Source organism: Heliomarina sp. (assembly GCF_052826185.1).
Genome location: NZ_JBRBUI010000001.1, coordinates 14678 through 39526 on the forward strand (window position 1 = coordinate 14678; position 24849 = coordinate 39526).

Below are 24849 nucleotides of genomic sequence, written 5' to 3' on the forward strand. Positions count from 1 at the left end.
TCTCGTCCATTCAGGTGATGCGATAGCCCAGCAACCGTGGCAGCCAAAGCGCGATTTCGGGGAATGCCAGGATCAGACCCAGCGCGACGGTCATTGCCAGCAGCAGCCAGCCGACCCAGCGGAAAGTGGATTCCAGCGGCACATTGGCGATCTTGGCTGTGACCATTAGGTTGACGGCGACGGGCGGGGTGAACTGCCCCATAGCGATGTTGATTGCCATTACAACGCCGAACCAGACATAGGACCAGCCAAAGGTCTGCACGATGGGCACTAGCAGCGGCAGAGCGATCAGATAAATTGACACCCCGTCAAGCACCATTCCGGCGAGGATCATCAACACCATCAGCAGCACCAAGATCACCCATTGGTTGTCACTGACTGACAGCAGCGCACGGGTGGTGGCATCGAAAGCGCCCATTGTCGACCCGGCCCAAGCGAACAGCCCTGCAAGCGACAGGATCAGCATAAGCACACCCGAGATCTTGGCGCTTTCCGCCAGCACGTTGTAAACGTCGCGCCAGCCCATCGTGCGATAGAGCACTGTGCCCACAAACAGCCCATAGAAAACCGCAACTACCGCCGTCTCGGTCGGTGTAAAAAGCCCCGAACGCAAGCCGCCCAGAATGATGACCGGCGCCATCAGCCCCGGCAGGGCGCGGCGCAGGCTGGCCCATAAGGGCGGACGCTCTGGGGTTTCCAGCAGGCCAAAATCATGCTTTCGGCTGAGAATCAGCGTCGGAACCGCAACGGCGGTGCCCAGCAGAATGCCGGGGATCAGGCCCGCAGCGAAGAGCGCGCGCAGGTCCAAGCCCGGGATGATCACTGAATAGACGATCATTGCGATGGAAGGCGGGATCAGGATCGCGGTCGAGGCCGAGGCCGCGATGACGCTGGCGGTGAACGGCCTAGGATAGCCCGCCTTGACCATCGAGGGCAGCATAACGGTTGCCACTGCCGCCGCATCGGCGGGGCCCGACCCGGACATGCCGCCCATAATCATGCAAACCAGAATCGCGACAAGCGCCAGCCCGCCCCGGCGCGGCCCGACAAGCGACTGGGCGAATTCGACCAGCCGCGCTGCCACGCCCGAGCGTTCAAATACCGCACCGGTTAGAATGAACAGCGGAATGGCGATCAGCGGGTATTTGGCAATTGCAGCATAAGTGTTCGGCCCGATCATCCCCATTGCAGTGGCATCGAGGCCAAGGAATACCCCGACGGCACCGCCGATGCCCAGTGCGACGGCAATAGGAGTGCCAATAGCCATGAGACTGACGAAAACGACCAGCAGCAGAAGGTTGGCAGTGATCATTGCGCATTCCCTTTTCGGCGGATCAGAACCGCCCAGCCGCGCCCTAGCACGCGCAGCAATATCGCGACGCAGAGGATCGGCATCCAGATCGTGTAGACCCAAGCCGGATTGCCCAGACCGGGGGTGGTTTCTTCCCAATACCATTCCGAATAGGTGACCCGTGCGCCATAATAGAGCACCAGCGAAAACATCAGCGTGGTCACTGCAAGCGTGATCAACTCGCAAATCCACCTCAGCGTCGGGGGCAGACGGTCGAGCAGAAAAGTGATGCGGATATGCTGGTTGCTCGCGAAGGCGGCAGAGGCACCGACAAAGGTCATGAACACCAGCAGAAAGACAGAGTATTCCTCGGTAAAGGCGAAGGACACGTTGGTTGCATATCGCGCCACCACGTTGCCAAAGGAGATCAGGCAGATCGCCGCCATGGCCGCCGCGCCAAGCGCCTCTTCGATGCGCACCGGAACGATGGTGTGGGCGGTGTCCGTATCGGCGGGTTCGCCGTCCGGCTTTGTCGCCATTGTGCGCTCCTCATTCTAATAATCAGGTGGAACGGGACCCGCACGCTGTCGGCGCGGATCCCGGGACATATCAGCGGTTTTCGATTGCCTTTTCCGCTTCGGTCACCAGTTCGTCGCCGATCTTTTCTTTCCACGCGTCATAGACACCGCGGGTCGCGTCGACGAATTGCTGGCGCTCTTCGTCGGTCAGGGTGACCACATCGACCCCGTAGCCCTTGACCTCATCGATCAAGGAGGTGTCCCCATCGGTCAGACCCTTACGTGCAACCTCGACCCCATAGGCCCCGGCGTCGATTGCAGCCTGGCGCAGGATCTCCTGATCCTCGGGGGTAAAGCTGTTGAACACTTCGGGGTTGACCGCATAGATCAGCGGATCGGCGACGTAGCCCCACAGCGTCACATTGGTCTGTCCCAATTCGTGCATCTTGAGCACGCTGTAGATGGTCAGCGGATTTTCTTGCCCATCGACCGCACCGGTGGTCAGCGCGGGCTGCGCATCAGCCCAACTCATCTGGGTCGGGTTGGCACCCATAGCAGTGAACATATCATTATAGATCGGCGAGCCGACCACACGCAGCTTCAGGCCTTGCATGTCCTCGGGCGTGCGGATCGGATGCTTTGAGTTGGTCACTTCGCGAAACCCGTTTTCAGCCCAGGCCAGCGGAATGGCGCCCTTGGATTCGACGATATCGAACAGCTTCTCGCCCACCGACCCTTGGGTAAGCGCATCCAGCGCCGCGTAATCGGGCATCAGGAAGGGCAGCGAGAACAGGTTCAATTCGTTGATTTGCGGCGACCAGTTGATGGTCGATCCAACCGCCATGTCGATTACGCCCTGACGCAGCGCGGTGAATTCACGGGTCTGATCGCCCTGCACCAGCTGAACGCCAGGATAGATCTTCATCTTGATCCGGCCATCGGTCCGCTCGGCCGTCAGCTCGGCCCAGCGTTCGGCAGCCAACCCCCATGGAAAGGGCGCAGGCACAACCGTAGAGACACGGTATTCGTCCTTGTAGTTGTCCTGTGCCATCGCCGGGGTGAATCCCAGCGTTGTCAGGGCCGCACTCGCGGCGACCAACATCTTGAAGTTCATCATGATTTCTCCTCCCATGATTTTCAAAAAGGGGCGCCCTCCCGGTGCCCCAACTTTCACGCAACGGTTTCAGGCTGCATCGTCTTGCGCACCGCCTCCACGATTTGCTCGGTGCTGACGCGTGCTTCGTCCTCCATCGTTGGCGCATAGGCGACGGGAATGCGCGGCGCGCCCAGACGGGCTACCGGCGCTTTCAGCCGAAAGTGCAAAGCCTCGGCAACGCTCGCCGCGATCTCGGCGCCAAATCCCGACACGGCCACAGCTTCGTGAACCACCAACAGCCGCCCGGTCTTTTCGACCGACGCAAAGACTGCTTCGCGATCCCATGGCCACAACGTTCGCAGGTCGATCACTTCGGCCTCGATGCCCTCGCCGGCCAGCGTCTCGGCCGCTTTCATGCAGCCATGGCGCATGCCCGACCACGTCACGACGGTCACATCGTGGCCCTCGCGGGCGATGGCCGCCTGGCCCAGCGGCACCACATGCTCGCCCTCGGGCAGCTCACCCTCCATCGACCAGAGGTTCTTGTGTTCCATGTAGACGACCGGGTCGTCGCAGCGGATCGACGCCTTTAGCAGCCCGAGGTTGTCGGCCGCCGTCGCGGGCGCGACCACCACCAGACCGGGGATATGCGTGTACCAGCTTTCAAGCGACTGCGAATGCTGCGCCGCCGATGAACGCCACATGCCCACGGGTTCGCGCACCACCAGCGGCACGCGCATCTGCCCGCCAAACATGAACCGCGCCTTGGCGGCCTGGTTCACCAGCTCGTCCACGGCGCAAAGCGCAAAGTCGGAAAATCGCATCTCGACGATAGGCCGGGTTCCGGTCATCGCGGCTCCGACGGCGGCGCCCATGATGCAGGCCTCGGAAATCGGGGTATCGGCGATGCGGCCCGCGCCGAACATCTCTTGCAGGCCCTTGTACTGGCCGAATACGCCGCCGCGCCCAAGGTCTTCGCCAAGCGGCCAGACCGTGCCGTCGCGCTGCATCTCCTCCATGACGGCCCGTCGGCCGGCCTCCAGATAGGTCGACATCGCCATCAGAACGCCCTCTCGCGCGGGTCACCCACATCCTGCACATCGGTGAAGGCCCCCGCCGCCTCCGGCCAATCCGTGTCACGGGCGCTGCGGGCAATCTGCGCCATGGCGTCAGCTTCGTCGCGGTGCAGCTTGGCCAGATGCACGTCATCCACGCCCGCCACCCGCAAAGCGACCTCGATCCGCGCAATCGGATCGTTGCCGCGCCATTCCTCGACCTCCTGCGCCGGGCGATAGCTGGCGGGATCGACCGAAGTGTGGCCGGTCATCCGATAGGTGTGGCAGGTCAGGAATCTAGGCCCCTGCCCCGCTCGCACCGCCTCGATTGCGACCCGCGCCGCCGCATCGACAGCCACCAGATCGTTGCCGTCGACCTCGGTCGCCTCGATCCCAAGGCTCTCGGCCCGCGCCGCGGCCCCTGCCCCGCCGGTCATTTCGCGCGTGCGCGTAGTAGCAGAAAAATTGTTGTCCTCGCAGACGAACAGCACCGGCAGGTTGAACACCCGGGCCCAGTTCAGCCCCTCCATGAATGGCCCTCGGTTCACCGCACCATCGCCGAAAATACAGGTCACGATCTGGCGCGAGCCTTGCAGCTTCAGCGCATGGGCGGCACCGGTGGCAATAGGAATATTCGCCCCGACCACGCCATTCGCACCCAGCATCCCGACGCCGAAATCGGCTATGTGCATTGACCCGCCCTTGCCCCCACAGGTTCCGCCCTGACGCCCGAACAGCTCGCGCATCATCGCTAGCGGGTCGGCGCCCTTGGCCAGCGTGTGCCCGTGTCCACGATGGGTCGACAACATCAGGTCGGCGGTTTCAAGATTGCCGCAAACGCCCGCAGCGACCGCTTCCTGACCGATCGAAGGGTGGATCGCGCCCAGCACCAGCCCCTCTTTCTGTCCGGCAATGGCCTCCTCCTCGAAGGCGCGGATGCGGTGCATCAATCCCAGCAGGTCCAGGAATCGCTCCCGGTTGAAATTGTCACGGCGCGGGCTGGAGCCTTCCGTCATGTCCTATTCCTTTTCAGTCGCTACCAATTCGTGCACATCGCGTCGGCGGCCAATCATGCTGCCCAATTGCAACGCTTCTGCCCGCAACAGGGCCACCATCTCGTCCAGTCGGGGTGGGGCAACCCGCTCGCGGATCGCGGCAACCGACAGGGCCGCGACCACCCGGCCGTCCGCGTCGATCACCGGCACGCCCACCGCATTCATCGCGCTGACGATATGTCCGTCGTTGAAGGCATAGCCCCGCGCCCGCGCCGCACGTATCATTTCGCGCAGCGCGGCATCGTCGAAGGCCGCGAATGGGCGGCGCGCCTCGCGTGTGGTGGCGATGATCCGATCGGTTTCGGACTCTGGCTCGAAGGCCAGCAGGGCCAGAGATCCGGCGCCAACGCCCAGCGGGCGACGGTCACCGACCGATAGCGTCAGCGTGCGGATCGGATAGGCACCGGTCTGGCGGGCGACGCAATGAGCCTGATCCCCATCGCGCAGCGATAGAAAGATTGTGTCATCGGTTGACGTCGCCAATCGCGACAGTGCCGGCCGCGCTAGCTCGATGATATGAAACCGTCGGGCTGCATGGCCGAGATTGTACAGGCAATATCCAAGGCGATAGCGCTTTCCCAGCTCGTCGGTCTCGACATAGCCGACATCAATAAGCGCGCGCAGAAGGCGGGAAACAGTCGATTTGCCAAGCCCAACGGCCAACGCCACGTCAGACAAGCGCATTCCTTCAGAATCGCTCTCTGACAGCACCTTCAACACCATCGAAGCACGCCCGATAGTTTGCACGGATGCAACGCCAGTCTCCGGCACAGCTTTCCTCCCCCGATCGGGTCCTCCAACCCGGTTGTTCCGCTAAGTGACACTGATTCGACCAATAAGTGAAACAAAATTTGTGTTCAAAGAAGATAAGATTGTTTGCCTAACCCGCTGATAGGTTTCATCACCGGCGGCCAATATCAAAGGCGTTCAAAATTTTTGTTCGGCGCAGCGACCGTTCGAAAAAGGACTGAGAGCACGGGACGGCTTTGTCAGGTTGTGGACGCTCAGACTCAGCTTGGCGCGACCGTTGCCATTCAGGCGGCCAATTCCGCTGCATAGCCAGCCCACAAGTCGAATGCATCGTTTCTCGCGTGGCGGTACGATTCGGCGGACAGGCGGTGGCGTTTTAAGCGGAACAGACAGGCAATCTGGTCATGAGCGGACAGGAATCGTTGTGCTTGCATCGGAGACTTGAAGCGGCCCATTATCTTTTCTCGTCGTCGGGTGTGTCGGTGCGATGCTTCGCTCCGGTTGTTCAGACCTTTGTGCTGGCGATGCTCCAGGCCGGGTGCAATCTCCACTTTAGCGGCTCCATAAGAGCGAAGCTTGTCCGTCACCATGACACGCGGCGCGCTCCAACGTTTCAGAAGCTTGAGCAGAAACCGCCTGGCGGCGGCCTTGTTTCGCCGGGATTGGACGAGAATGTCGAGCACATCACCCTTCGCATCGACCGCTCGCCACAGCCAATGTGTCTTGCCCTTGATCCGGATGACAACCTCGTCGAGATGCCATTTATCGGCCGGCGCCGGTCGATCACGCCGAATCTTGGCGGCGAACCCGTGGCCGAAGCGATTCACCCAGTCGCGGATTGTCTCGTAGGAAACCGTAACACCCAGTTCCGCCAGAAGATCCTCCACGTCGCGCAGACTCAAAGCAAACCGGTGGTAGGCCCAGACGGCGTAGCCGATGACACTCTTCGGAAACCGGAAGCCTTTGATCCGCGACAAATCTTCGATGTTAAACATGGAGCTGAACTACCCGGACGCTGCGACGTCAGCAACCTGACAAAGCCCTGCTCTGAAACCTTTTACCCCAAAGGTCCCTCCAAATTCAGAGTGGGCCGCTGGAATTCTCGTTCGCACCTCAAAGCTGACTTGACGTAACTCTTTCAACTTCTAGTTGATTTGATGTACGGTGCCATTCTTACGTGTGGCATCGAACAGGCGCGCCTCGCCACCACTCACAAAACAATAACAGCCGGGGCGGCCAACCGCCCGACCGAGTTTGAGCCTCTCCCGCTCCTCGGTCGGGCACCTGAAGCGGTATTCCAGAAATGGATGCCCCCCCAATACTCCTAGCCCGCACCACCAGCACTCTCGCTTCGAAGGTGGTATCGCCCTAACGTCGAAAATTGCTTCAAAACGAAGACAAGCGTGACCTGCTCCCCTTTGAGTCCGCTATTATGGGTTAGCTCTGTTCAGGTTTTGGTCCTTCATTGACCGATTAACGTATTCTGCTGGTGTCATACCAGCGAGTCTGGAATGTGGGCGGTGATGGTTGAAGTCTGTACGCCATGCCGTCACCAATGCGCGGGCATGGCGCAGGCTGTCGAACAGATGTTCATTCAAGCATTCGTCGGGCATCGGCCCGTTGATGGGGAAGACGGCCCCGCTCCTGAGATGGGACCGTATACTGGTCCTACTTTGCAGAAGGAGCATTTCCATGAACCCAGCCACCGTGGGCCTTGATCTGGCCAAGAACGTATTTCACGTCCATGTCGCCGACGCGTCCGGCAGGACGCTCGACAGCAAGAGGCTTTCGCGTCGTGAGCTCTTACCCTTCTTCGAGTCACTCCCCCCTTGCCTGATTGGCATCGAGGCGTGTGCAACTGCCCACAACTGGGCTCGACAGTTGCAGAGGGCCGGCCATGACGTTCGTCTCATTCCTCCAGGGTACGTGAAACCCTTCGTGCGACGGGGCGCGAAGAACGACGTCACTGATGCAGCCGCCATTTGTGAAGCAGTGACCCGTCCCAACATGCGCTTTGTCCCGATTAAATCGCGCGAGGATCAGGCATTTGTGATGCTGCATAGAGCCCGCGGGCTTTTGGTCCGTCAGAGAAATGGCAGCTTGTGCATTCCGGGCGCATTTGGCCGAGTATGGAGTTATCGTCGCACAGGGTAGGCACCGGGTCGATGCCCTCGTCGCGAAGCTGGACGAGATACGAGAGGACCTTCCAGAAGATGCATGCTTCGCTTTGGATGCCCTCGTCCGGCAACTGGATGCGCTGAACCGGCAGATCGACGGCATCGACCTCCGGTTGGCGGAGATCCACAAAACCAACTCCATCTGTCGCTTGCTTGCGACCATACCGGGGATCGGGCCGATTACCGCAACAGCCTTTGCAACGAGCATCCCCGATCCGTCGGCGTTTCGATCAGGGCGGGAGTTTGCTGCCTGGCTTGGACTGACGCCCCGACAGAACTCGTCTGGTGGCAAGCACAGACTTGGGGTACTGTCGCAAACTTTCGACTTTCTGGGCGCACGTGATATGTCAGCGTCGTCAGTGAGTTGGCAAGAGGCGGTTGGCGTGATCGAGTTCAAGGGCGTACATTATCCGAAGTCCGTGATCCTGCACGCGGTTTTCTTCTACCTCCGCTACGACGTCTCATACCGTGTCTTGGAGGAGATCATGGCGGAGCGCGGTGTGAAGGTCGACCATACTACGCTGAACCGTTGGGTGGTAAAGTTCGCGCCGCTGATCGCGGCCCGAGCTCAATCGAAGAAGCGGCCGACCGCCACATCTTGGCGGATGGATGAGACCTACATCAGGGTGAAGGGCAAATGGACCTATCTTTACCGGGCCGTGGATCGCGACGGCCAAACCCTTGATTTCCTGCTTTCCGAACGCCGAGATCTGTCCGCTGCCCGGCGCTTCCTCAAGCGAGCGATCGGGACCAACGGCGTGCCGGATCGGATTGTGATCGATAAGAGCGGTGCCAACATAGCCGGCCTACAGGCGGTGAACGTAATCCTGAAGTTCACCGGCAACGGGCGCATCATCGCGGTGCGGCAGGTTAAATATCTCAACAACATACTGGAACAAGACCACCGCTTCATAAAGCGGATCACCCGACCGATGATGGGTTTCAAGGCTTTCCATTCGGCGGCCGCCACCCTCGCCGGGATCTAGGTCGCCCATATGATCAGAAAGGGCCAGATCGCCAACATGATCAGCTCGCCATTTCAGACTTTTGCGAGTCTCGCAGGATAATTGCGTCCGAAGAAAAGGGTCATTTCAGGGCGGCCGTAAGTTTGCGACAGAACCGCACGGGCTTGTCTGCCGACGCCATCAGAAAGTACGTGCGCGAAGGTGCTGTAGAGCTGCAATTCAAGACGTCATCTCAGCCAAACAAGCTGGTCTCAATTGCAGATCATCTGTGCGCCTGGTGACTGGTGGTTGATCTTGACCCCTGACCTTAATCCGAACTGAGTGCGGAATTTTGGATAAATTTCTGGCAACAGAGGAGTGTACCGATGCCGAAGAAACGATTCAGCGACGAACAGATTGCCTTTGCATTGAGGAAGGCGGAACCCGGAACGACGGTTGGTGGTCAAACTCGAACTAGTGGATCGTTTTAGATAGATCCCAGCGACTAAGGCGGTGCTGAAACTTAGACATCAAACGATTCGCTTTAATCTTTGTCGATTATGGGATGATGTGCTGCCTGGGCCGTAAGTTGTCGAACGATAAATTGGCTTGCGCTAGGGCTTACACAACCTTAAGGTGAGCAGTCAAGACGCGGACAGATCTGCCTCGCAAAAAATAGTTCTAAGAAGGAAGCGTTGGCCGGGAACTTCTGAAACCAAGGTCACGTAGTTGCTGCCAATGGACTCGTTTTGTAATGCAAAAATGTGAGGATCTTGAGAACAAGCTTGAAAATGCCGTTCTAACTGTCGTGACTTTTAGAAATAGCAGCGGCGGCAAACCGCGTAGCCGTCAAGCGGTTGCCAGTATCGAATTTGAGTTTAGTGACGGAGCCAAGCTAGCACTACCGAATTCTGAGTTGCGCCGCCCGGCATTCGACGCCATCAGGTTCAGACTGACGCCTAAAGAAATGTACTAGTTCCAGGTTCTGTTCCAATGCTGTGGATTTGGGTCAGAATGTGGCGAGAGCGGGACTTGGGTTCCGTTCTCCGCTCGTTCGGCACACACAGGCAGCGTATTCGCAGATTTGCTAAACGACCGTTAAGACAGAGGGCGGTTAAGCAGAGGTGATCACGAATTTGTGAGTCGATTGCTCCTGTTCCCCTTAGATAAAGGAATATCGTAGCTGCCTAACTTTCGTCACGCTTGAATGTTGTATTGGTTGCTCCATCTCCGCTGCAATACGAATAAAAAAGCAGGTTAGGCAGTGCAGCACAAACAAACCTACGAAGAACGAGTGAAGGCGACTAGGGCGCGCTTCATCGACAGTTTGCCCGTCAGACTCGAGTTGATCAGTACTACGTTGCGCACGGAGGATTCCTCTCATGAACTGGAGTCTAAAACGCGCAAAGTACACAGGATGCTGCATGACATCGCAGGGAATGCAGCTATGCTCGAACTCGTGCACATCGAAGCTTCAATCAGAAAAGGTTTGTCTATAGCAGAAGCAGCGGACCACGAACGAACAACATTGTCGCAACGCGACATCGATCAAATCGACAGTGTTCTGGGAGAAACTGCCAAAATTGTTACCCGTAGACAGGAAGATAACTAACGATGAAGGTTCTTGCAGTTTGCCTGGCGGCGATCTGTTCTCTCCCGTCTCAGTCTATCGCGCAAGCATTCTCCGGCGAGACTAGCGCGGTCCCGGTTTTCGATGAAATCGAGGAAGGGATGATTGCTCGACAGACGACTCTTGCCGAACTTGGTTTTCAGAACGGTATTACCTTTCGTCAGCTGTCTGGTAGCTCTGAGTTGTATATTCCCGTGCCCAAGTTCGCGCAGTTTGACAGGGCCATTCTTCAGCTAGAAATTCGCCATGGCGCGACGGCGGCTTCGGATCGTTATTTGCAAGTTTTCGTCGCGGATCGGCCCGTCGCGTCCCAAGCGTTGAACGGCACGTCTGGTGAAGCAAAACTCCGAATTCCTTTGGCGGCGAGAGATGCTTCTGCAGGATTCATTCCTATTCGGATAAACTACTCGGGCGCCTTTAGCGACAGAGTTTGCATTGATGAACGCGCGTCAGGTGACTTTTTGGTCATTGAGCCATCTTCTACAATGACCTTGTTGTTTGACGCTAGGTCAGTTTCGACACCTTCTGCCTTTGCAGAACTTCGTCCTCCGGATACGCAGGTTGTGCTTGACAGTGAACGGTCCTTAGCGGAGCTGGCCGCTATCACTCGTGCTGCAGCGCTGTTTGGGGCAGAAGCCGGAAGGTTAAGTTTTAAGGCGACCAAGAATTCAACAGACAAGTTCTGGAAGCAAGGAACGATTTCACTTGAAGCGACGGCTTCTGGGACAGCCAGTGAGATGACTGCGGAGTCTAAGTCAGGCTACCCCAGCTTGAGGGTGAAAGGAAGCGATCCGCAAATCGGGCTGTGGATGTTGGCGTCCGAATGGGCAGGAATTGCAAATACTGATACCTCGGTGATTGACGTTGCCGGAGACAAAAACGGCCCTGCTGATCGGCTATCACTAGGGGCTTTCAATGCGGATCTTAATGCGCGCCAGTTGGTTTCCAACGAAAATTTTCTGATTTCGTTTCAATCATCCGACATACCAGTTGGTAAATACATCTCTGGGCTTGACTTACATTTAGCGGCTGCCCTCGACCCCGAGGGTCGCGGAGCGACCGCAAGCATCTTTCTCAATGAAACACTGCTGGCCAGCCGAAGGCTTACGAGCGGAATGCCAGAGCGCACGTCATTTTCGATACCCGAAGGCTTGATCGGTCGTGACAACTTGCTTCGTGTTGCTTTTCAGCGTCAAGCGAGCGGCGGAGAATGTCGTTTCAAGCCGCAAGGCTATCCCGTTCAAATCCTTCCCGGCAGCACAATGAAGTTGTCTGATGCTAAGCAATCGGATGAAGATTTTTATTCGCTGCGCCAAAGTTTTGGTGCTGGTGTGCAGGTTGTTCTGGACTCTGATCTCGACACGAGGTTTGACGAAGTTCTGCCTTGGTTTGTCGGAACCGCAGGTAGTATGATCCCTAGCCGGGCAACGATTTATCCGCGCGCCTCAACCGAGCTGATTGAAAAAGGGCGTCCTTTCTTCATTGTGTCGGAAACGAACCCTGGTGACAGCGACCCTGCGATATCTTTTGATCAAGGGCGCGTTGAAATCCGTGATAGACTTGGCGATACCATTTTTGCAGGCGCAGATCTGTCCAACACGGGAGTGTTACAAATCGTGTCGCGAGACGGGACTCGTGGGCTTTGGTTGCGCCCCGGCAACGGACCCGGTCCCGTCCTTTCTCCCGAAAACCCTCTTGTACTTGATCGAGGAAATTTAGCACTGATTGGCCAAAACGGCGTTATTTTATCAACGTCAACTGATCGGGATTCATTGATCGAGGTGGCTTATCCTGATCGCGTCACCATTTTTGGTGTGCTCTCCAAATATCGTCCTTGGATCGTTGGCGGTGTCTGGCTACTGATCACGTTGGGCGTTTTAATGGCTTTCCAGCGCATTTATCGTACCAGACGCAGTCAGTCCGGATCATAGCGCGCTATGGCTTTGGATGCCGAAAGCGATGCAATTGGGGAGCTGCTTTTTGATCGCGGCAAGCTTACGGCCGAGCAATTGGTTGCAGCAGAAGAGTTGGCGCAAGATTGGGATGTACCGCTGGTAAAGGTGCTGCTTTCTCGTCGTTGGCTAACTACGAAAGAGATCTACGAACAAATAGCCTTTCACTATGATCTTCCACTCGTTGACTTGATAAAGAGCCGAGCGGACGATGATTTGATAAAGAGATACGATCCCGCTGTTATGAACGAGTTTTCTACCGTTCCGATCAGCAACTCAAACGGTGTCGTTACGGTCGCGACTTCCCGGCCAGGCCCTCGGGTCCTTCTTCATGTTCGCGAGACTTACGGCCATCGCACCAAATTGGTGGTAGCTTCGCACTTTGACGTGTCATGGTCTTTGCAACGAGCTTTCCGCGAAAAACATTCACACGATGCCGTCTTTGCCTTGTCGGAGCTGGATCCGGACATGTCCGCAAAAAGCGTCGTGACCCCACCTCAAATACTGGTCATATATATTTTGGTTTCGATTTTGCTTTTGGGTTTAGCCTACAAGCCTGTCGAGTCGCTAATCGTCTTGAATGTCTGCTTGACTATTTTCTATACGGGTAATTTCCTTTTCAAAGCGACCCTTGTTTGGATAGGAGGCGCGGCGCAAGAAGCTTCTTCACGCGCTATCAGCGCCGAGGCTTCCCTATTGAGAGATGAGGACCTGCCAGTATACACAGTACTTGTGCCTATGTTTAGGGAACCTGAGGTTCTGCCCATTTTGGCGCAGGCTCTACGTAATCTGGACTATCCTCTGGCGAAGCTAGATATCAAAATTGTTTTAGAAGAAGGTGACCACGAAACTATTGAGGCGGCTCAAAAGTTAGACCTGGAGGGTGTGTTCGAGATTATTCGAGTACCAGCTTCACATCCGCAAACAAAGCCTAAGGCCTGTAACTTTGCCCTACGCTATGCACAAGGGGAGTTTTTGGTAATTTTTGATGCTGAGGATAAGCCCGAACCCAATCAACTTAAAAAGGTCATAGCTGCCTTCAACCAGTCACCTGACCACACTGCCTGTATCCAATGCCGCCTGAACTACTACAATGCCCGAGAAAACTGGCTGACGCGTATGTTCACGCTCGATTACTCATTGTGGTTCGATTTGATGCTTCCAGGTTTGGAGCGGCTTAAAGTTCCGATACCGTTGGGGGGAACTTCAAACCATTTCCGTATGGAGGTTTTGCGCGAGCTAAATGCATGGGACCCTTTCAACGTCACTGAAGATGCAGACTTAGGCATAAGGTTAACTCAAAAGGGCTATCGCGTTGGTGTCATTGATTCCACTACTTACGAAGAGGCCAATGTATCCATTCCCAACTGGATTCGACAAAGGTCACGCTGGATAAAGGGGTACATGCAGACCTTCCTCGTGCACAGTCGCCGACCGTTACATCTATGGCAGTCGGTGGGGGCAGCCGGTGTATTCGGTTTTGTCTTCTTCATTGGTGGTACAGTTCTTTCAGGCCTGCTCAATCCGGTATTCTGGACGATATTTGCAGTTTGGATGCTTCTCGGAACGGATGTAGTAGCGCCGTACTTCCCGTTGCCTGTTCTATACCTATCGTTGATAAATCTTTTGGCAGGCAACGGGTTGTTGATTTACCTGACCATGGTTGCACCGTTCCGTCGACGATGGACCGACTTGGCTCCGTGGGGGATCACAGTAATAGGCTACTGGGTACTGATGACAGTTGCTGCCTACAAAGCGCTATGGCAGTTAATTGCGAACCCATTTTACTGGGAAAAAACCCAGCATGGATTGTCCAAACACACGGCCAATGAAGTTGCCGAAGCAACCTTCGAGACAGCCAAGGTAAGACAATGATCCGCAATTTCAGTTGGATATCGATCTACATTTCACTGTTTTTCTTATTGCTGATGAGCCTCGCCTGGACAGAAGCAAACGGGTTTGTTTCCAACAACATGGTTGAGCTGTGGGCTAAAACAATTGTCCAAGTCGAAAGTTCGGTGCCTTTTAAATCGACCGACTCCTTCTACCCGCCAGTACCTTATGGTTTATCTTTAGTTGTCCAGTTGGCTCTGCGTAGCCCAGAGGTACCTGTGCCGTTTCTGCTTTCAGCTATGTTGGGAGCTCTTGTGTTGGTGCTTTGGTATTTCAACCTGCGAGATAACGGCTTTCCGTCATTTGTTTCTGGGTTGGTTATCATATTACTCAGTTTAAACGCCTTTTTCCTACGATCCATATCCGACGGGCCACAATCTGTACTTTGCATTCTAGGCACATGGGTTTTTGCACGCGGCCTTGTAAATCTCAGGCTGACTGGAAATGCTCCGGATATGATGAAAGTCGCTGTTGGGTTGCTCGTTGTGGCGTTATCGGACAGCTTCGGCTTAATGCTCTGCCTCGGCGCACTGCCGTTTATGATCGTTGCTGCACGCCCAAGCATGATCGAAAAGTCGCCAACAGGCTACATGCTTGCTATGTTTTACCCGGTTGTTGCAGGGATCGGATCGCTTCTGTTTGTCAACATGATTTTTGACACGTCGCTTCTACCGAACCCAAGTGAACCTTCCGAAACTTTACGACCACCCAATCATGCGCTTTTGCTATCTGGCCTTGGGCCAGCCACTTTGGTTGCTGTTTTCCGAAACATCAAGCTACCGCGTTTGTTTATGCCTTTGTTCGCTGCGACCGGGACCGTCCTAGGTGCGTATTTCCTCAACAATGTATACAAAGTTGAAGCCGATCCTGCTCTTGCCATCGCGCCAATGCTGTCAGTTCTTGTAGCAAGTATACGCTTTTGGCCAGAGTTACCGCTGCGCGGACCGATTGCCGTATTCCTCGTTGGATTCTGTCTTACCATGTCTTACCTGGTGCTCCAGGATACTTCTCATACTGAAACAGAAGCGTGGCGAAACGCGTTGCGCGGAGAACCCTCGCAGGTTCGTGAACCTACTGAACATGTTGCAAATTTCTTGCGCGCTAAATCTGACATCATGGTAGATGCCGAAAGAAATCCTGAAATTGTCACCGCTCTTAACGGCATTGAAAGGTTGGTCGTGGCAGGGCAACCTGCATATGACTGGCCCTTAGAGGGAGGACTGCCTCAAGCAAGACATATTCTTGTTCCAAGGCAGGATGATGCAAAGGTGCGGGCCGACAGAGTTCTTCGGAGGTTTCCACAACTCAAAGAAGGCTCGTTGCCGAACTATCGCGTAGTTTACCAGAACGCGTTTTGGCGCGTCTTTGAACGAATGGACGAATAGAGGGGCTTTCATGAGCCAACGCATAATCGCGGTTGATGATTCAGATATTGCACAGGATTTTATCCGTGCGACGCTGGCCGATATCGGCTTTGAAGATGTCGTCGGATTTATCGACCCGCGCGAGGCTTTACGTGCGATGGAAAAAGGTGATGCAGTCGCTGATTTGATACTCATGGACATCATGATGCCCGAAATTGACGGGATCGAACTGTGCGCACGTGTTCGCGGCCTAAAAGAGTGGTCAGATGTACCGATCATCATGCTTACCAGCAGAACGGATATGGACTCTCTTTCTGAAGCTTTCCTTGCGGGAGCCAATGATTACGTCACCAAACCCTTTAACAGAATCGAGCTTCAAGCGCGAATGCGGAGTTGTTTACGGCTAAAATCAGAATTGGACCGTCGTCGATCCGGAGAAGCAAAAAGCCGTCGACTTCGAAGAAACCTAAGTGCCGCACAAGGCATCGTAAACCTCATTGGGAGCAAAGCCGGATTTGAGGCAAATCTGTTGGCCTTGCCGCGCAAAGTTCACGAGCAGGTCGGCCTGGTTGTGTTTAAAATCGATGGTGAACACTCCAAGGCAGACTTCTCTCCTATTGAATGGGAGCAAATGAAATCGCAAGTCGCATCGCTGCTGGGACAAGTGAAAATCAAAGCCCAGGATATGTTCGCGCATTGGGAAGATGATCTATTTTGCCTCGCAATGCTAGATGCCAGCCCTGACCTGATGCAACAGTGCGCTGAACAGTTTATCAAAGCGCTGACATCTTCCCATGACGCCATGCGGAAAGACTGGAAAAATCGTCCGACATCCATAAGCGCCTGCCTTGTTCCCCCCGGGAAAAGCTCACTGGCGAACTCATTAGCAAAGGGGATTCAGGGCGCCGAAAAGGCAGGCCGTTCTCGCCAGACAGGAGCGGTGATATTGATGTCCAACAACGAAAATTCCCAACAGTAATATGTTTGATACAGAACAGTTATCCGAAATGGATCATGTTTCTAGCATCCGTTCAAAAAATGTGTTTTGGACGCTAATTTCAGTCGTCTTCGTAATTTTTTTCCTAGGAATGGGCTTACTCGTTGTTTCGGACTACCGCCGTGCTGTCGCGCGCGCAAACTTACAGCTGAGTCATTTTGCTGAACTGTACGAACAGGCCGTCAACGCGTCCCTCTCGGTGGCAAATGTTCAGATGACAAGCTTGCTCGAAGACCTGTCAAGAGGTCCTATCGAAAATACGGCCACCACCGAAGAACAATATGGTCCCACGCTGCGGACCGCAGTCGAGACTATCCAGCAGATTGACAGCCTTTTACTAATTGCACCAAATGGGGAAGTGATCTGGTCAACTTCCGAAGCTCTAATCGGTCGTAATCTCGGAGACCGAAGCTACTTCCAAAAAGCACTCAATCTTGGAGTCAACGAATACACCGTCGGTGTACCGCTAATCTCTCGAGGTTCCGGACGCCGTGTTACGCCTATTGCCTGGTCTCTAATTGGCGAAAACGACCGCTTTTTGGGCGTTGTGGCTTCGTCGCTGGGCGAAGAATACTACTCGGATCTCTTGAGTTTGAACGGGATTGAACCGGACATGCACGTAGAGATCATTACTTCCAATGGTGAAGCGGCTTTTGTGTCGGATAACACTGATCGCGACGCTGGAGAAGCTTTAATAGAAGCCAGAAAGGAACTTCCTGCTCTCGATCTGCACATTCATGTCACGCGCAGTAAAAAAGCCGTCATGCGTGGTTATTGGCAGCGAACGTCGGTGTTCATAGTGGTTGGCACGGCTCTATTTCTCTCGATCCTTTGGGCTGCAATTAGGTCACGAAAGCAATCGCTGCTGCTGGCCGAAGGGTTGCAGCGTTCGGAGCAGGATCGCTTGAAGATTCAAGCGGCTCAAAGCGAGTTTGACGCGATCTTCGAAAATGTAGGGGACGGAATTGTCGTCTTTAGCGACTTGAACGGTTTGCATCGCTCCAATCGGAAAGCCCGCGAATTCCTGGACGTGCCGGATGATCAAGCGGCTGTCGTCCGCTTACGTGAAATGCTCCCTTCGTTGACTGAAATGGAGTCCGATCTGGCAACCTACCGAATTGAGCTTTCGGTCTCGGATAGGGATGGGATAAAGCAAGCCGTCCAATGTCGCGTAATGAAGCTTCACCTTCATGGTGAGGATATTGCTTATTGCGTCCTAGAGGACATTTCCGCGCAGGAAAGGTTGGCTTCGGCTCGTGCGGCCTTTGTTACATCTGTCAATCACGAACTGAGAACGCCTTTGACGTCGTTAGCTGGAGCATTGGAGGTCTTTCAGGATAGATTTGGAGAGGAATTGCCGTCCGGAGCAGACCGGCTGCTGGCGATGGCGTCGAGGAATGCAGATCGTCTGTTGGTGCTCGTGAATGATATCCTTACTCTTCAGGCAATTGATCAGAAACAGCTCAGTATTGCCAAGGAACCTTCAAGCGCCGCAGAGGTCCTGACCGAAGCTTTGGCAACAAATTCTGGTTATGGTCTCAATCGAGATGTCGCGCTCACCATCGACTCCATGCCCGACGATACGACGGGTCATATTCTTGTAGACAAGACGCGCGTACAGCAGATTTTTTCTAACCTTATTTCGAATGCAATCAAGTATTCACCTTCAGGCGGTAAAGTCACCTTGGGTGCGGAAGTGGTTGAGGACTCTGTGGTCTTCCATGTCCGTGATGAGGGGCCAGGCATTCCCAAATCCTCTTGGTCAAAACTATTTGAACGCTTTGCAAAACCAATCCATTCCCGCGAGTTGCAGGCGAGCGGAACCGGTCTTGGGCTCGCCATTACCCAAGAACTCGTGACAAGGCATGATGGCAAACTGACGTTTGATACGAGATCCTTTGAGGACGGTGAAGCCAAATCTGGTACCAGTTTTTACGTACATTTGCCACTGCATCGATCCCTGCTGCCGGAAAATGAGGTCTGCTGATGAAAGTACTGTTCGTAGACGATGAGGATGACATCCGCGAGCTAATCGAGTTCGCAATCGTCACTGAAGACGACATAGAACCGAGTTTTGCGGGGTCTGGGCTTGAAGCTATTTCAATGATAGAGACCCAACCCTTCGATATCATCCTTCTGGATGTAATGATGCCGCCACCGGACGGTTTGGAAGTTCTACGCGTCGCGCGGGCGAACGCGAATGTCAATGGCGCAAAAATTGTAATGTGTACGGCTCAAACGTCACTTGAAGCGGAGAAAGAATTTCGCGAAGCCGGAGCCGATTGCATCTTACACAAGCCGTTCAAGCCATTGAAGTTGGCGGGATTTTTGAGATCTCTATAGTGTGGGCTTCTAAATGGTTTGAGCGGTACCTGCTTACAGTGAAGCGCTTTACCTAAAGGGTGATAGAACGAAAGTTGTAGGCTGGATGAAAAAACCTTTTTTCAAGTACTCTTTGTCTAAAACAATTCTATGGCTCATCGCGTCGGTATGCCTATTGACCTATGGAACCTCGCTTCGAGCTTCAGCATGGCCACGCGAAAAAGGCACCACATTTTTATCTTTCTCTATCCAGCCGACACTCGATGGACCTGACTTCGGAACATATTCTACTTTGTATCTTGAGCACGGGTTGAGTGATAAATTAACTTTCGGATTCGATGGCGGTCGAAATATTGCAACTGACGAAATCACCGCAATTGCGTTTCTCCGGTATCCACTCGACCTGTCGTCTGGGACCAACAAATTTGCCTTTGAGTTGGGCGTCGGCTGGACAGACCATACAAGAGGTGATTCAGCAACGTTGCGTCCCGGTCTCTCTTGGGGCCGTCCAATTAATATGCCTTCACTGCAAGGCTGGATGGGCATAGATAGTTCTTTAGCTTTTTACGAAAATGGCGAAGATCTAGTTAAAATCGATGGAACTTTCGGAGTTAATCACGACAATGGTGCGTTGACGATGATTCAGCTCCAATACTCCAACCCGTCGAACAACATATCGACACTTGTCGTGGCGCCTTCGTATGTTTTTCCGTTGTCGGAGACCAGCCGGTTCGAAGTCGGTTTATCGTATGAAACACGCCGAGCAGTAGCTGCAATAAAAATCGGGATGTGGAAAACATTCTGACAGCCAAGCCACCGTTTCGCTGACTTAAGCTAAGGGTGTCAGCGCTTTCTTTTAAGTTATTCCCCGCGAGCACTTTACAAGCCGGGCCAATTATGACGCTCAACGTTGTATCATGCTCTATCTTTCGCTGCCGGAGCATTCATGAACCGATTTACCGGTCATTCAATCTCAAGCTTTTGTTTTATAATTAACTTTGCCACGCCAAGAAGGCAGGGCCAAGGAAACCGATGTCGACCAACCATCTGAAGCCCATACCGAAATTTCACCACCATGCAATTCGATGATCTTTTTTGCCAACGGCAACCCCAAGCCCATCCCGCCTACTTTCCGTGTTGAAACGTCCTCCCCCACGAAAAATGGCGAACTCGCCTTTTCTAACTGCGTAATTGAAATGCCTGGGCCATCATCGGATACTGTGATCAGCACATTTCCATCAGAGTCGTTTCCAGCAGAAACTCTAACATTTTGGCCTCCGTGAACGCATGCATTAGCAAGTATGCAGGACAAAGCGAGGCGGATTTGCTCTTTGCCCAACAGAATTTCGTCAACGTCTGATGACAGGTTCTCGGTGATCGTCTTGTCCAAGGATATCGCAATGGGCCTAAGCGACTCCACAACAGGATCTATAATCTCACAAAGTGTGGACAGTTCTTCTGTTAAACTTAGGTCTCCCGTGTGGAGGCTGGAAAAGGATATTACTCTTTCAATTAATCCTTGAAGGTGTTTTCCGAATCTAACAATTGCCTCAATCATTGTTTTCTGGGTGGCGTCGGTAATTTTAGCGTCAAGCAGTGCCGAATTTCCCAGCAATACTGTAAGCGGCGTACGAAGTTCGTGACCTACGAGAGATATGAACTCTTGTCGTGCATCAAGGTCAAACGCCCCATGATCGAGTTCGACCTCACGTTCAATATTTCCCAGTCGTTCCAAATGAGAGGCGGTTTCCTTTGCAAGGCGGTTCAGCAGGTTTAGTTTTTCATCGGAAGGTCGTTCGCGAGCGACGTAATCTATACCACATAAACTTCCAATCCTGTAGCCGGATGAAAGAATTTATAGGGGAGCCTACGTAAAAACGAATGTTTGGGTCGTTAATTGCAACCGGGTAGTTGCTGAATTTTGGATCTGACAGAGTGTCACAAATTACCAACGACTCATCAGACATTATCGTATGCGCACACAAAGAATAGTCACGCGGCGTTCTACTTATGTTAAATCCGTCTCTTGCTTTAAACCACTGTTCGTCCTCTTCTACGAGGCTCACAAGGGCTGTCGGACAATCAAAGAGCTTTCTTACCAGGTTACAATTTCGTTTAGCAGCGGGTCATCATTGGCAGTACGGTTTACGGTTCTGCGAAGTTCAAGGAGTCTAGATTTCTCGTTAAATGGTTCAGGGTAAGATCGCATCGCAATTTTCCGCACTTCGGGTTAAAAACCTCTATTGTTATAACTTGGCTTCTGGGATATTTACCGTTTTGCCAGCTGGTTCCGTATGTCAATAAGCACATCTAGTTCGGATGGACCTGAGTCTACCTCAGGTTCTATGTCATCTGGTTTTTCCGCAACTGACTTGACCCTATTAACGGCTTTTACCAGAAAAAATACAACTATCGCGATAATCAAAAAGTTAATACAAGAAGTGAAAAATGAGCCGTAAGCAAGAATGGCCGCTCCGCTTTCTCGGGCGGCCTCCAAAGTTGCACCGTGAGGAACATCGCCGGAGAGAGCTGCATACATTGAAGTGAAATCTATTCCGCCTATGATAAGACCTATGACAGGGTTAATTAGGTCGTCGACCAGGCTTTTTACTATCGCGGTAAATGCTGCCCCAATTATGATCCCGACAGCCAGATCCATAACACTGCCTTTTGCAATGAAATCCTTGAATTCCTTCAGCATATGTGTATCCTTTTTTCCCTTGAATTCAGTTGCGTTTCTAAGCTCTAATGTTTCTGATTAGTTTACCTTGGATGAAGCTGTAAACAAGAAGAATCTAGCAATTAATTAGTGCGGAATATAACTCTGGCAACGTGCGTCTCTGCGCGAGCACGCTCTATGGGCGAGACTATTTCAACCCGTACAGCGGGAGTCAGTAACGTTCAAACCCAGCCGCGTCCCAGATGGAACGGCTTTGTCAGCTTGCTGACGTCGCAACGTCCGGGTAGTTCAGCTCCATATTGAACATCGAAGATTTGCCTCGGATCAAAGGCTTCCGGTTTCCGAAGAGTGTCATCGGATATGCCGTCTGGGCCTATCACCGGTTTGCTTTGAGCCTGCGCGACGTGGAGGATATTTTGGCGGAACGGGGTGTCACGGTTTCCTATGAGACAATCCGCGACTGGGTGAACCGCTTCGGCCACGGGTTCGCCGCCAAGACCCGGCTTGATCGGCGAGCGCTAGCCGACAAATGGCATCTCGATGAGGTTGTCATCCGGATCAAAGGCAAGACACATTGGCTGTGGCGTGCGGTTGATGCGAACGGCGGCGTCCTCGACATTGTTGTCCAATCTCGGTGAAACAAAGTTGCCACCAAGCGGTTTCTGCTCAAGCTTTTGAAACGTTGGAGCGCGCCGCGTGTTATGGTGATGGACAAACTTCGCTCCTATGGTACCGCTAAGGTGGAGATTGCACCCGGCCTGGAACATCGCTAGCGCCAAGGCTGAACAACGGGAGCGAAGCATCGCTCCGACACAATCGACGGCGAGAAAAGATTATGGGGCGCTTCAGCTGCACGAGGTAAGGCGCCCATCTTACTGAAGTGTCTTTCGAAGAGGATGACTTGAAAGGAGCTGTCTTCGATGGCGCCATCCTCGAAGGAACCGATCTCGACCCGGCCATACTCTGCAACACTCAGACAGCTGCCGACGAGGTATCCGACGGAGTTGGGGCCGGTTCGAACAATCAAATTCTATGAGCAGGCATGTACCCTTGGCATCGAGGACAAACGCCTTAGAAAGCTCCACATCTTATTGACCTTAGCCAACGCCTTTGAATTAGCGCCGGTCGATTCATCACCCTATGAAGAATGGCAACTTCGCCGCATGTACTCCTTCGGCGGAGTCGCGAACTTTATGGGAAGGTTTGATGAGTACTCTTGAAGACAAGAAACCGGGTCATTTTCGCCTGCGCAGTGATTTAGATATCGACAAAGCAAGATATCAGAAAACTGGTGTCCTGTTGCTTCGGACTTCTGATACTACTCACTCTTGGATTAAGCCGTTGGCACGGTACCGCCGTCGATCACGTATTCCGTGCCGGTGATGGTGCCCGCGCGGTCTGACGCGATGAAGGCGATTAGGTTCGCAATCTCTTCAGGCTTTGACGGCCGCCCGATGGGCACGCCGCCGAGCGAGTCCATGATCATCTGCTTGCCCTCCTCCACGCTCACTCCGTGCTCCGTAGCAAGGCGCCTTGCCAGTTCCACGGCCGACTCCGTCTCGATCCAACCCGGAGAGACCCGCGCCACGCGCACGCCCCTGGGCGAGACCTGTTTCGATATGCTTTTGGAGTAGGTCGAGAGCGCCGCCTTTGCCGCGGCATAGGCCGTGGTCGCCTCCGGCAATGGTAATTGGCTCTGAATCGAGGTGACATGGATCACCACACCCGAGCCCTGCGCCTCCATCGCCGGAAGCAGTGCGCGGTCCAGCCGGACGGCGGGCATCAGGTTGAGGTTGAGCTCGCGTTGCCAATCGGCGTCATTGAGCGCCCGGTAGCCGCCTGCGGGGGCCGAGGAACCGCCGAGCATGTGGACGATGATGTCCACCCCGCCGAGTTGGTCCTGCGCCGCTGCGGCGAGGCTATCACAGCCCTCAGCGGTGGTCAGATCGGCGGCGACGAACTGCGTCCTCTCCCGGTCGGCCGGCTTGCTGTGGGCGGTGGTGAGCACCTGCGCGCCCAATTCCTCGAAGAGCCGCACCGTAGCGGCTCCGGCACCGCGCGTGCCGGAGGTGATAAGCGCGCGCTTGCCCTCAAGAGTCACGAAGGGAGTCATGGAACGATCTCCAGCTCGGCGATCATCCCGTCCCTCAGGACGAAGAAAAAACGCAGGTCCACGGGGCTGCCGGGGAAGTTGCCTACGAGATGGCTTGTGATGACGGTGTGCCCGTTCTCCTCCGCCAGCGCGAAGGGCTCAACGGTATAGGTGAACTTGGTCGAAACATTCGCCATCCACTGCCGGATCGCGTCGCGCCCAGTATAAGTGTTGCCCTCGTCGACAACCACGGCGTCCTGTGTGAAGCACTCCGAGATCGCCTGGGCGTCGCTTTTCTTGTCGGCCTTGAAATAGGCGTCGATGACTTCGGGAAGATCGATACTCATGGTATTTCTCCTGTTCTTCGCATTTCCCTTGTTGATGGACCCAAATCTAGAGCGTTGACGCGATGCCGATAACCGGGACAAAATGAGATGCGGAATTGCGGATTTCAGGATAATGGCCATCTACAAGCTCACGGATTTCCACGCAGTTCTGGCGATCAGCCGCAGAGGCTCCTTCAGGGCCGCCGCGCTCGATCTGGGCATGTCGACCAGCGCGCTGAGCAACGCGATCGCCAGGCTCGAGGAGCATCTTGGTGTGCGCCTGTTCAACCGCACTACCCGCAGCGTGTCGCTGACCGGCGCCGGGCGCAGGTTCGTAGACCAGGTGAGCCCCGCCCTGCGCGACATCCACCAGGCGCTCGACACGGTGCGCGCGCAGCAGGAAACGCCGTCTGGGGCGCTGCGTATCAACACTTTCGCCACGGCGGGGCGCGAGATCCTGGCCCCACTGGTCTTGGAGTTCCTCAGGCAGTTTCCCGAGGTCCGCGTCGACGTTGTCACCGAGGGCAACCTCGTGGATATCCTCGCCGACTGGCATGCCCCCATCTGGTGGTCCGGTTTGATTGTTAGTGCATCGTCGGCCTCTGGTCCATTAGCACGATGCTTTCGGGCGCGGGCGGACGATAGCCCAATGAGCTGTGCGGCCTGACCGTATTGTAGTGGATGCGCCATTGCTCGATCAGGATTTG

22 protein-coding genes and 6 pseudogenes are annotated in these 24849 nt (G+C 54.5%); 14 read left to right on the forward strand and 14 right to left on the reverse strand.

The window, feature by feature from the left end; translation table 11 throughout:
• Positions 1-10: 10 nt before the first annotated feature.
• The 8 genes and pseudogenes from ACU0FH_RS00085 to ACU0FH_RS00120 all read right to left on the reverse strand — a co-directional run.
• A complete protein-coding gene (locus ACU0FH_RS00085; RefSeq protein ID WP_446192845.1) occupies positions 11-1312 on the reverse strand; it encodes a TRAP transporter large permease in 1302 nt (433 codons plus the stop codon).
• Positions 1309-1830, reverse strand: a complete 522-nt coding sequence (locus tag ACU0FH_RS00090; protein ID WP_446192846.1) for a TRAP transporter small permease — start codon at positions 1828-1830, stop codon at positions 1309-1311. The genes ACU0FH_RS00085 and ACU0FH_RS00090 overlap by 4 nt, the downstream gene beginning before the upstream one ends.
• A 70-nt stretch (positions 1831-1900) precedes the next feature.
• Complete coding sequence (locus ACU0FH_RS00095; protein ID WP_446192847.1) at positions 1901-2926, reverse strand: DctP family TRAP transporter solute-binding subunit; 1026 nt, start codon at positions 2924-2926, stop codon at positions 1901-1903.
• Positions 2927-2979: 53 nt separating this feature from the next.
• On the reverse strand, positions 2980-3966 hold the full coding sequence (locus tag ACU0FH_RS00100) for an alpha-ketoacid dehydrogenase subunit beta (protein WP_446192848.1): 987 nt from the start codon (positions 3964-3966) through the stop codon (positions 2980-2982).
• On the reverse strand, positions 3966-4976 hold the full coding sequence (locus ACU0FH_RS00105; protein ID WP_446192849.1) for a thiamine pyrophosphate-dependent dehydrogenase E1 component subunit alpha: 1011 nt from the start codon (positions 4974-4976) through the stop codon (positions 3966-3968). Before ACU0FH_RS00105 ends, ACU0FH_RS00100 begins: the two co-directional genes overlap by 1 nt.
• Before the next feature lie 3 nt (positions 4977-4979).
• A complete protein-coding gene (locus tag ACU0FH_RS00110) occupies positions 4980-5786 on the reverse strand; it encodes an IclR family transcriptional regulator (RefSeq protein WP_446192850.1) in 807 nt (268 codons plus the stop codon).
• A gap of 263 nt (positions 5787-6049) precedes the next feature.
• On the reverse strand, positions 6050-6760 hold the full coding sequence (locus tag ACU0FH_RS00115; RefSeq protein ID WP_446192851.1) for an IS6 family transposase: 711 nt from the start codon (positions 6758-6760) through the stop codon (positions 6050-6052).
• 435 nt (positions 6761-7195) lie between these two features.
• A pseudogene (locus ACU0FH_RS00120) lies at positions 7196-7399 on the reverse strand (integrase core domain-containing protein); the annotation flags it as partial.
• Positions 7400-7457: 58 nt separating this feature from the next.
• Between ACU0FH_RS00120 and ACU0FH_RS00125 the strand changes: the two are divergent.
• The 11 genes and pseudogenes from ACU0FH_RS00125 to ACU0FH_RS00175 all read left to right on the forward strand — a co-directional run bounded on the left by ACU0FH_RS00125 (position 7458) and on the right by ACU0FH_RS00175 (position 19849).
• Complete coding sequence (locus ACU0FH_RS00125) at positions 7458-7919, forward strand: IS110 family transposase (RefSeq protein WP_446192852.1); 462 nt, start codon at positions 7458-7460, stop codon at positions 7917-7919.
• Positions 7858-8244: pseudogene (locus ACU0FH_RS00130) on the forward strand (transposase); the annotation flags it as partial. The gene ACU0FH_RS00125 and the pseudogene ACU0FH_RS00130, both read left to right, overlap by 62 nt.
• Positions 8245-8325: 81 nt before the next feature.
• A pseudogene (locus ACU0FH_RS00135) lies at positions 8326-9009 on the forward strand (IS6 family transposase).
• A gap of 1141 nt (positions 9010-10150) precedes the next feature.
• Positions 10151-10498, forward strand: coding sequence for a hypothetical protein (locus ACU0FH_RS00140; RefSeq protein WP_446192853.1), 348 nt, complete (start codon positions 10151-10153; stop codon positions 10496-10498).
• Positions 10499-10500: 2 nt separating this feature from the next.
• A complete protein-coding gene (locus ACU0FH_RS00145) occupies positions 10501-12447 on the forward strand; it encodes a cellulose biosynthesis cyclic di-GMP-binding regulatory protein BcsB (RefSeq protein WP_446192854.1) in 1947 nt (648 codons plus the stop codon).
• A gap of 6 nt (positions 12448-12453) precedes the next feature.
• On the forward strand, positions 12454-14343 hold the full coding sequence (locus ACU0FH_RS00150; RefSeq protein WP_446192855.1) for a glycosyltransferase family 2 protein: 1890 nt from the start codon (positions 12454-12456) through the stop codon (positions 14341-14343).
• A complete protein-coding gene (locus ACU0FH_RS00155; protein ID WP_446192856.1) occupies positions 14340-15746 on the forward strand; it encodes a hypothetical protein in 1407 nt (468 codons plus the stop codon). The genes ACU0FH_RS00150 and ACU0FH_RS00155 overlap by 4 nt, the downstream gene beginning before the upstream one ends.
• A gap of 10 nt (positions 15747-15756) precedes the next feature.
• On the forward strand, positions 15757-16704 hold the full coding sequence (locus ACU0FH_RS00160; protein ID WP_446192857.1) for a response regulator: 948 nt from the start codon (positions 15757-15759) through the stop codon (positions 16702-16704).
• Between the two features lies 1 nt (position 16705).
• On the forward strand, positions 16706-18709 hold the full coding sequence (locus ACU0FH_RS00165; RefSeq protein ID WP_446192858.1) for an ATP-binding protein: 2004 nt from the start codon (positions 16706-16708) through the stop codon (positions 18707-18709).
• Positions 18709-19065 (forward strand): response regulator, encoded by a 357-nt coding sequence (locus ACU0FH_RS00170; protein WP_446192859.1) that lies wholly within the window; start codon positions 18709-18711, stop codon positions 19063-19065. The genes ACU0FH_RS00165 and ACU0FH_RS00170 overlap by 1 nt, the downstream gene beginning before the upstream one ends.
• An 85-nt stretch (positions 19066-19150) precedes the next feature.
• A complete protein-coding gene (locus tag ACU0FH_RS00175) occupies positions 19151-19849 on the forward strand; it encodes a hypothetical protein (protein WP_446192860.1) in 699 nt (232 codons plus the stop codon).
• A 168-nt stretch (positions 19850-20017) separates the two neighbouring features.
• Here the strand turns inward: ACU0FH_RS00175 and ACU0FH_RS00180 are convergent, their stop codons facing one another.
• The 3 genes from ACU0FH_RS00180 to mscL form a co-directional block, all read right to left on the reverse strand.
• Positions 20018-20779 (reverse strand): sensor histidine kinase, encoded by a 762-nt coding sequence (locus ACU0FH_RS00180; RefSeq protein WP_446192861.1) that lies wholly within the window; start codon positions 20777-20779, stop codon positions 20018-20020.
• A gap of 46 nt (positions 20780-20825) precedes the next feature.
• Positions 20826-21146, reverse strand: coding sequence for a GAF domain-containing protein (locus ACU0FH_RS00185; RefSeq protein WP_446192866.1), 321 nt, complete (start codon positions 21144-21146; stop codon positions 20826-20828).
• Positions 21147-21313: 167 nt separating this feature from the next.
• A complete protein-coding gene (mscL, locus tag ACU0FH_RS00190; RefSeq protein ID WP_446192862.1) occupies positions 21314-21745 on the reverse strand; it encodes a large conductance mechanosensitive channel protein MscL in 432 nt (143 codons plus the stop codon).
• Between the two features lie 275 nt (positions 21746-22020).
• Between mscL and ACU0FH_RS00195 the strand changes: the two are divergent.
• Positions 22021-22571, forward strand: a pseudogene (locus ACU0FH_RS00195) (IS6 family transposase); the annotation flags it as partial.
• Positions 22572-22598: 27 nt separating this feature from the next.
• Positions 22599-22760 (forward strand): annotated as a pseudogene (locus ACU0FH_RS00200) (hypothetical protein); the annotation flags it as partial.
• Positions 22761-23057: 297 nt separating this feature from the next.
• On the opposite strand, the gene ACU0FH_RS00205 reads toward ACU0FH_RS00200, so the two are convergent.
• Together ACU0FH_RS00205 and ACU0FH_RS00210 are read right to left on the reverse strand one after the other, a co-directional pair.
• A complete protein-coding gene (locus tag ACU0FH_RS00205; RefSeq protein WP_446192863.1) occupies positions 23058-23837 on the reverse strand; it encodes an SDR family oxidoreductase in 780 nt (259 codons plus the stop codon).
• Positions 23834-24163, reverse strand: coding sequence for a nuclear transport factor 2 family protein (locus ACU0FH_RS00210; RefSeq protein WP_446192864.1), 330 nt, complete (start codon positions 24161-24163; stop codon positions 23834-23836). Before ACU0FH_RS00210 ends, ACU0FH_RS00205 begins: the two co-directional genes overlap by 4 nt.
• 112 nt (positions 24164-24275) lie before the next feature.
• Here ACU0FH_RS00210 and ACU0FH_RS00215 point away from each other — a divergent pair.
• A pseudogene (locus ACU0FH_RS00215) lies at positions 24276-24692 on the forward strand (LysR family transcriptional regulator); the annotation flags it as partial.
• A gap of 34 nt (positions 24693-24726) precedes the next feature.
• On the opposite strand, the gene ACU0FH_RS00220 reads toward ACU0FH_RS00215, so the two are convergent.
• Positions 24727-24849, reverse strand: a 123-nt coding sequence (locus tag ACU0FH_RS00220) for an integrase core domain-containing protein (protein ID WP_446192867.1), incomplete at its 5' end; no start/stop codon positions are given.

What these genes read in the sequence shown, in the direction of transcription:
- ACU0FH_RS00085 (WP_446192845.1), bottom strand. Translation starts at nt 1,312, where the DNA reads ATGATCACTGCCAACCTTCTGCTGCTGGTCGTTTTCGTCAGTCTCATG.
- ACU0FH_RS00090 (WP_446192846.1), bottom strand. Translation starts at nt 1,830, where the DNA reads ATGGCGACAAAGCCGGACGGCGAACCCGCCGATACGGACACCGCCCAC.
- ACU0FH_RS00095 (WP_446192847.1), bottom strand. Translation starts at nt 2,926, where the DNA reads ATGATGAACTTCAAGATGTTGGTCGCCGCGAGTGCGGCCCTGACAACG.
- ACU0FH_RS00100 (WP_446192848.1), bottom strand. Translation starts at nt 3,966, where the DNA reads ATGGCGATGTCGACCTATCTGGAGGCCGGCCGACGGGCCGTCATGGAG.
- ACU0FH_RS00105 (WP_446192849.1), bottom strand. Translation starts at nt 4,976, where the DNA reads ATGACGGAAGGCTCCAGCCCGCGCCGTGACAATTTCAACCGGGAGCGA.
- ACU0FH_RS00115 (WP_446192851.1), bottom strand. Translation starts at nt 6,760, where the DNA reads ATGTTTAACATCGAAGATTTGTCGCGGATCAAAGGCTTCCGGTTTCCG.
- ACU0FH_RS00125 (WP_446192852.1), top strand. Translation starts at nt 7,458, where the DNA reads ATGAACCCAGCCACCGTGGGCCTTGATCTGGCCAAGAACGTATTTCAC.
- ACU0FH_RS00145 (WP_446192854.1), top strand. Translation starts at nt 10,501, where the DNA reads ATGAAGGTTCTTGCAGTTTGCCTGGCGGCGATCTGTTCTCTCCCGTCT.
- ACU0FH_RS00150 (WP_446192855.1), top strand. Translation starts at nt 12,454, where the DNA reads ATGGCTTTGGATGCCGAAAGCGATGCAATTGGGGAGCTGCTTTTTGAT.
- ACU0FH_RS00155 (WP_446192856.1), top strand. Translation starts at nt 14,340, where the DNA reads ATGATCCGCAATTTCAGTTGGATATCGATCTACATTTCACTGTTTTTC.
- ACU0FH_RS00160 (WP_446192857.1), top strand. Translation starts at nt 15,757, where the DNA reads ATGAGCCAACGCATAATCGCGGTTGATGATTCAGATATTGCACAGGAT.
- ACU0FH_RS00165 (WP_446192858.1), top strand. Translation starts at nt 16,706, where the DNA reads ATGTTTGATACAGAACAGTTATCCGAAATGGATCATGTTTCTAGCATC.
- ACU0FH_RS00170 (WP_446192859.1), top strand. Translation starts at nt 18,709, where the DNA reads ATGAAAGTACTGTTCGTAGACGATGAGGATGACATCCGCGAGCTAATC.
- ACU0FH_RS00175 (WP_446192860.1), top strand. Translation starts at nt 19,151, where the DNA reads ATGAAAAAACCTTTTTTCAAGTACTCTTTGTCTAAAACAATTCTATGG.
- mscL (WP_446192862.1), bottom strand. Translation starts at nt 21,745, where the DNA reads ATGCTGAAGGAATTCAAGGATTTCATTGCAAAAGGCAGTGTTATGGAT.
- ACU0FH_RS00205 (WP_446192863.1), bottom strand. Translation starts at nt 23,837, where the DNA reads ATGACTCCCTTCGTGACTCTTGAGGGCAAGCGCGCGCTTATCACCTCC.
- ACU0FH_RS00210 (WP_446192864.1), bottom strand. Translation starts at nt 24,163, where the DNA reads ATGAGTATCGATCTTCCCGAAGTCATCGACGCCTATTTCAAGGCCGAC.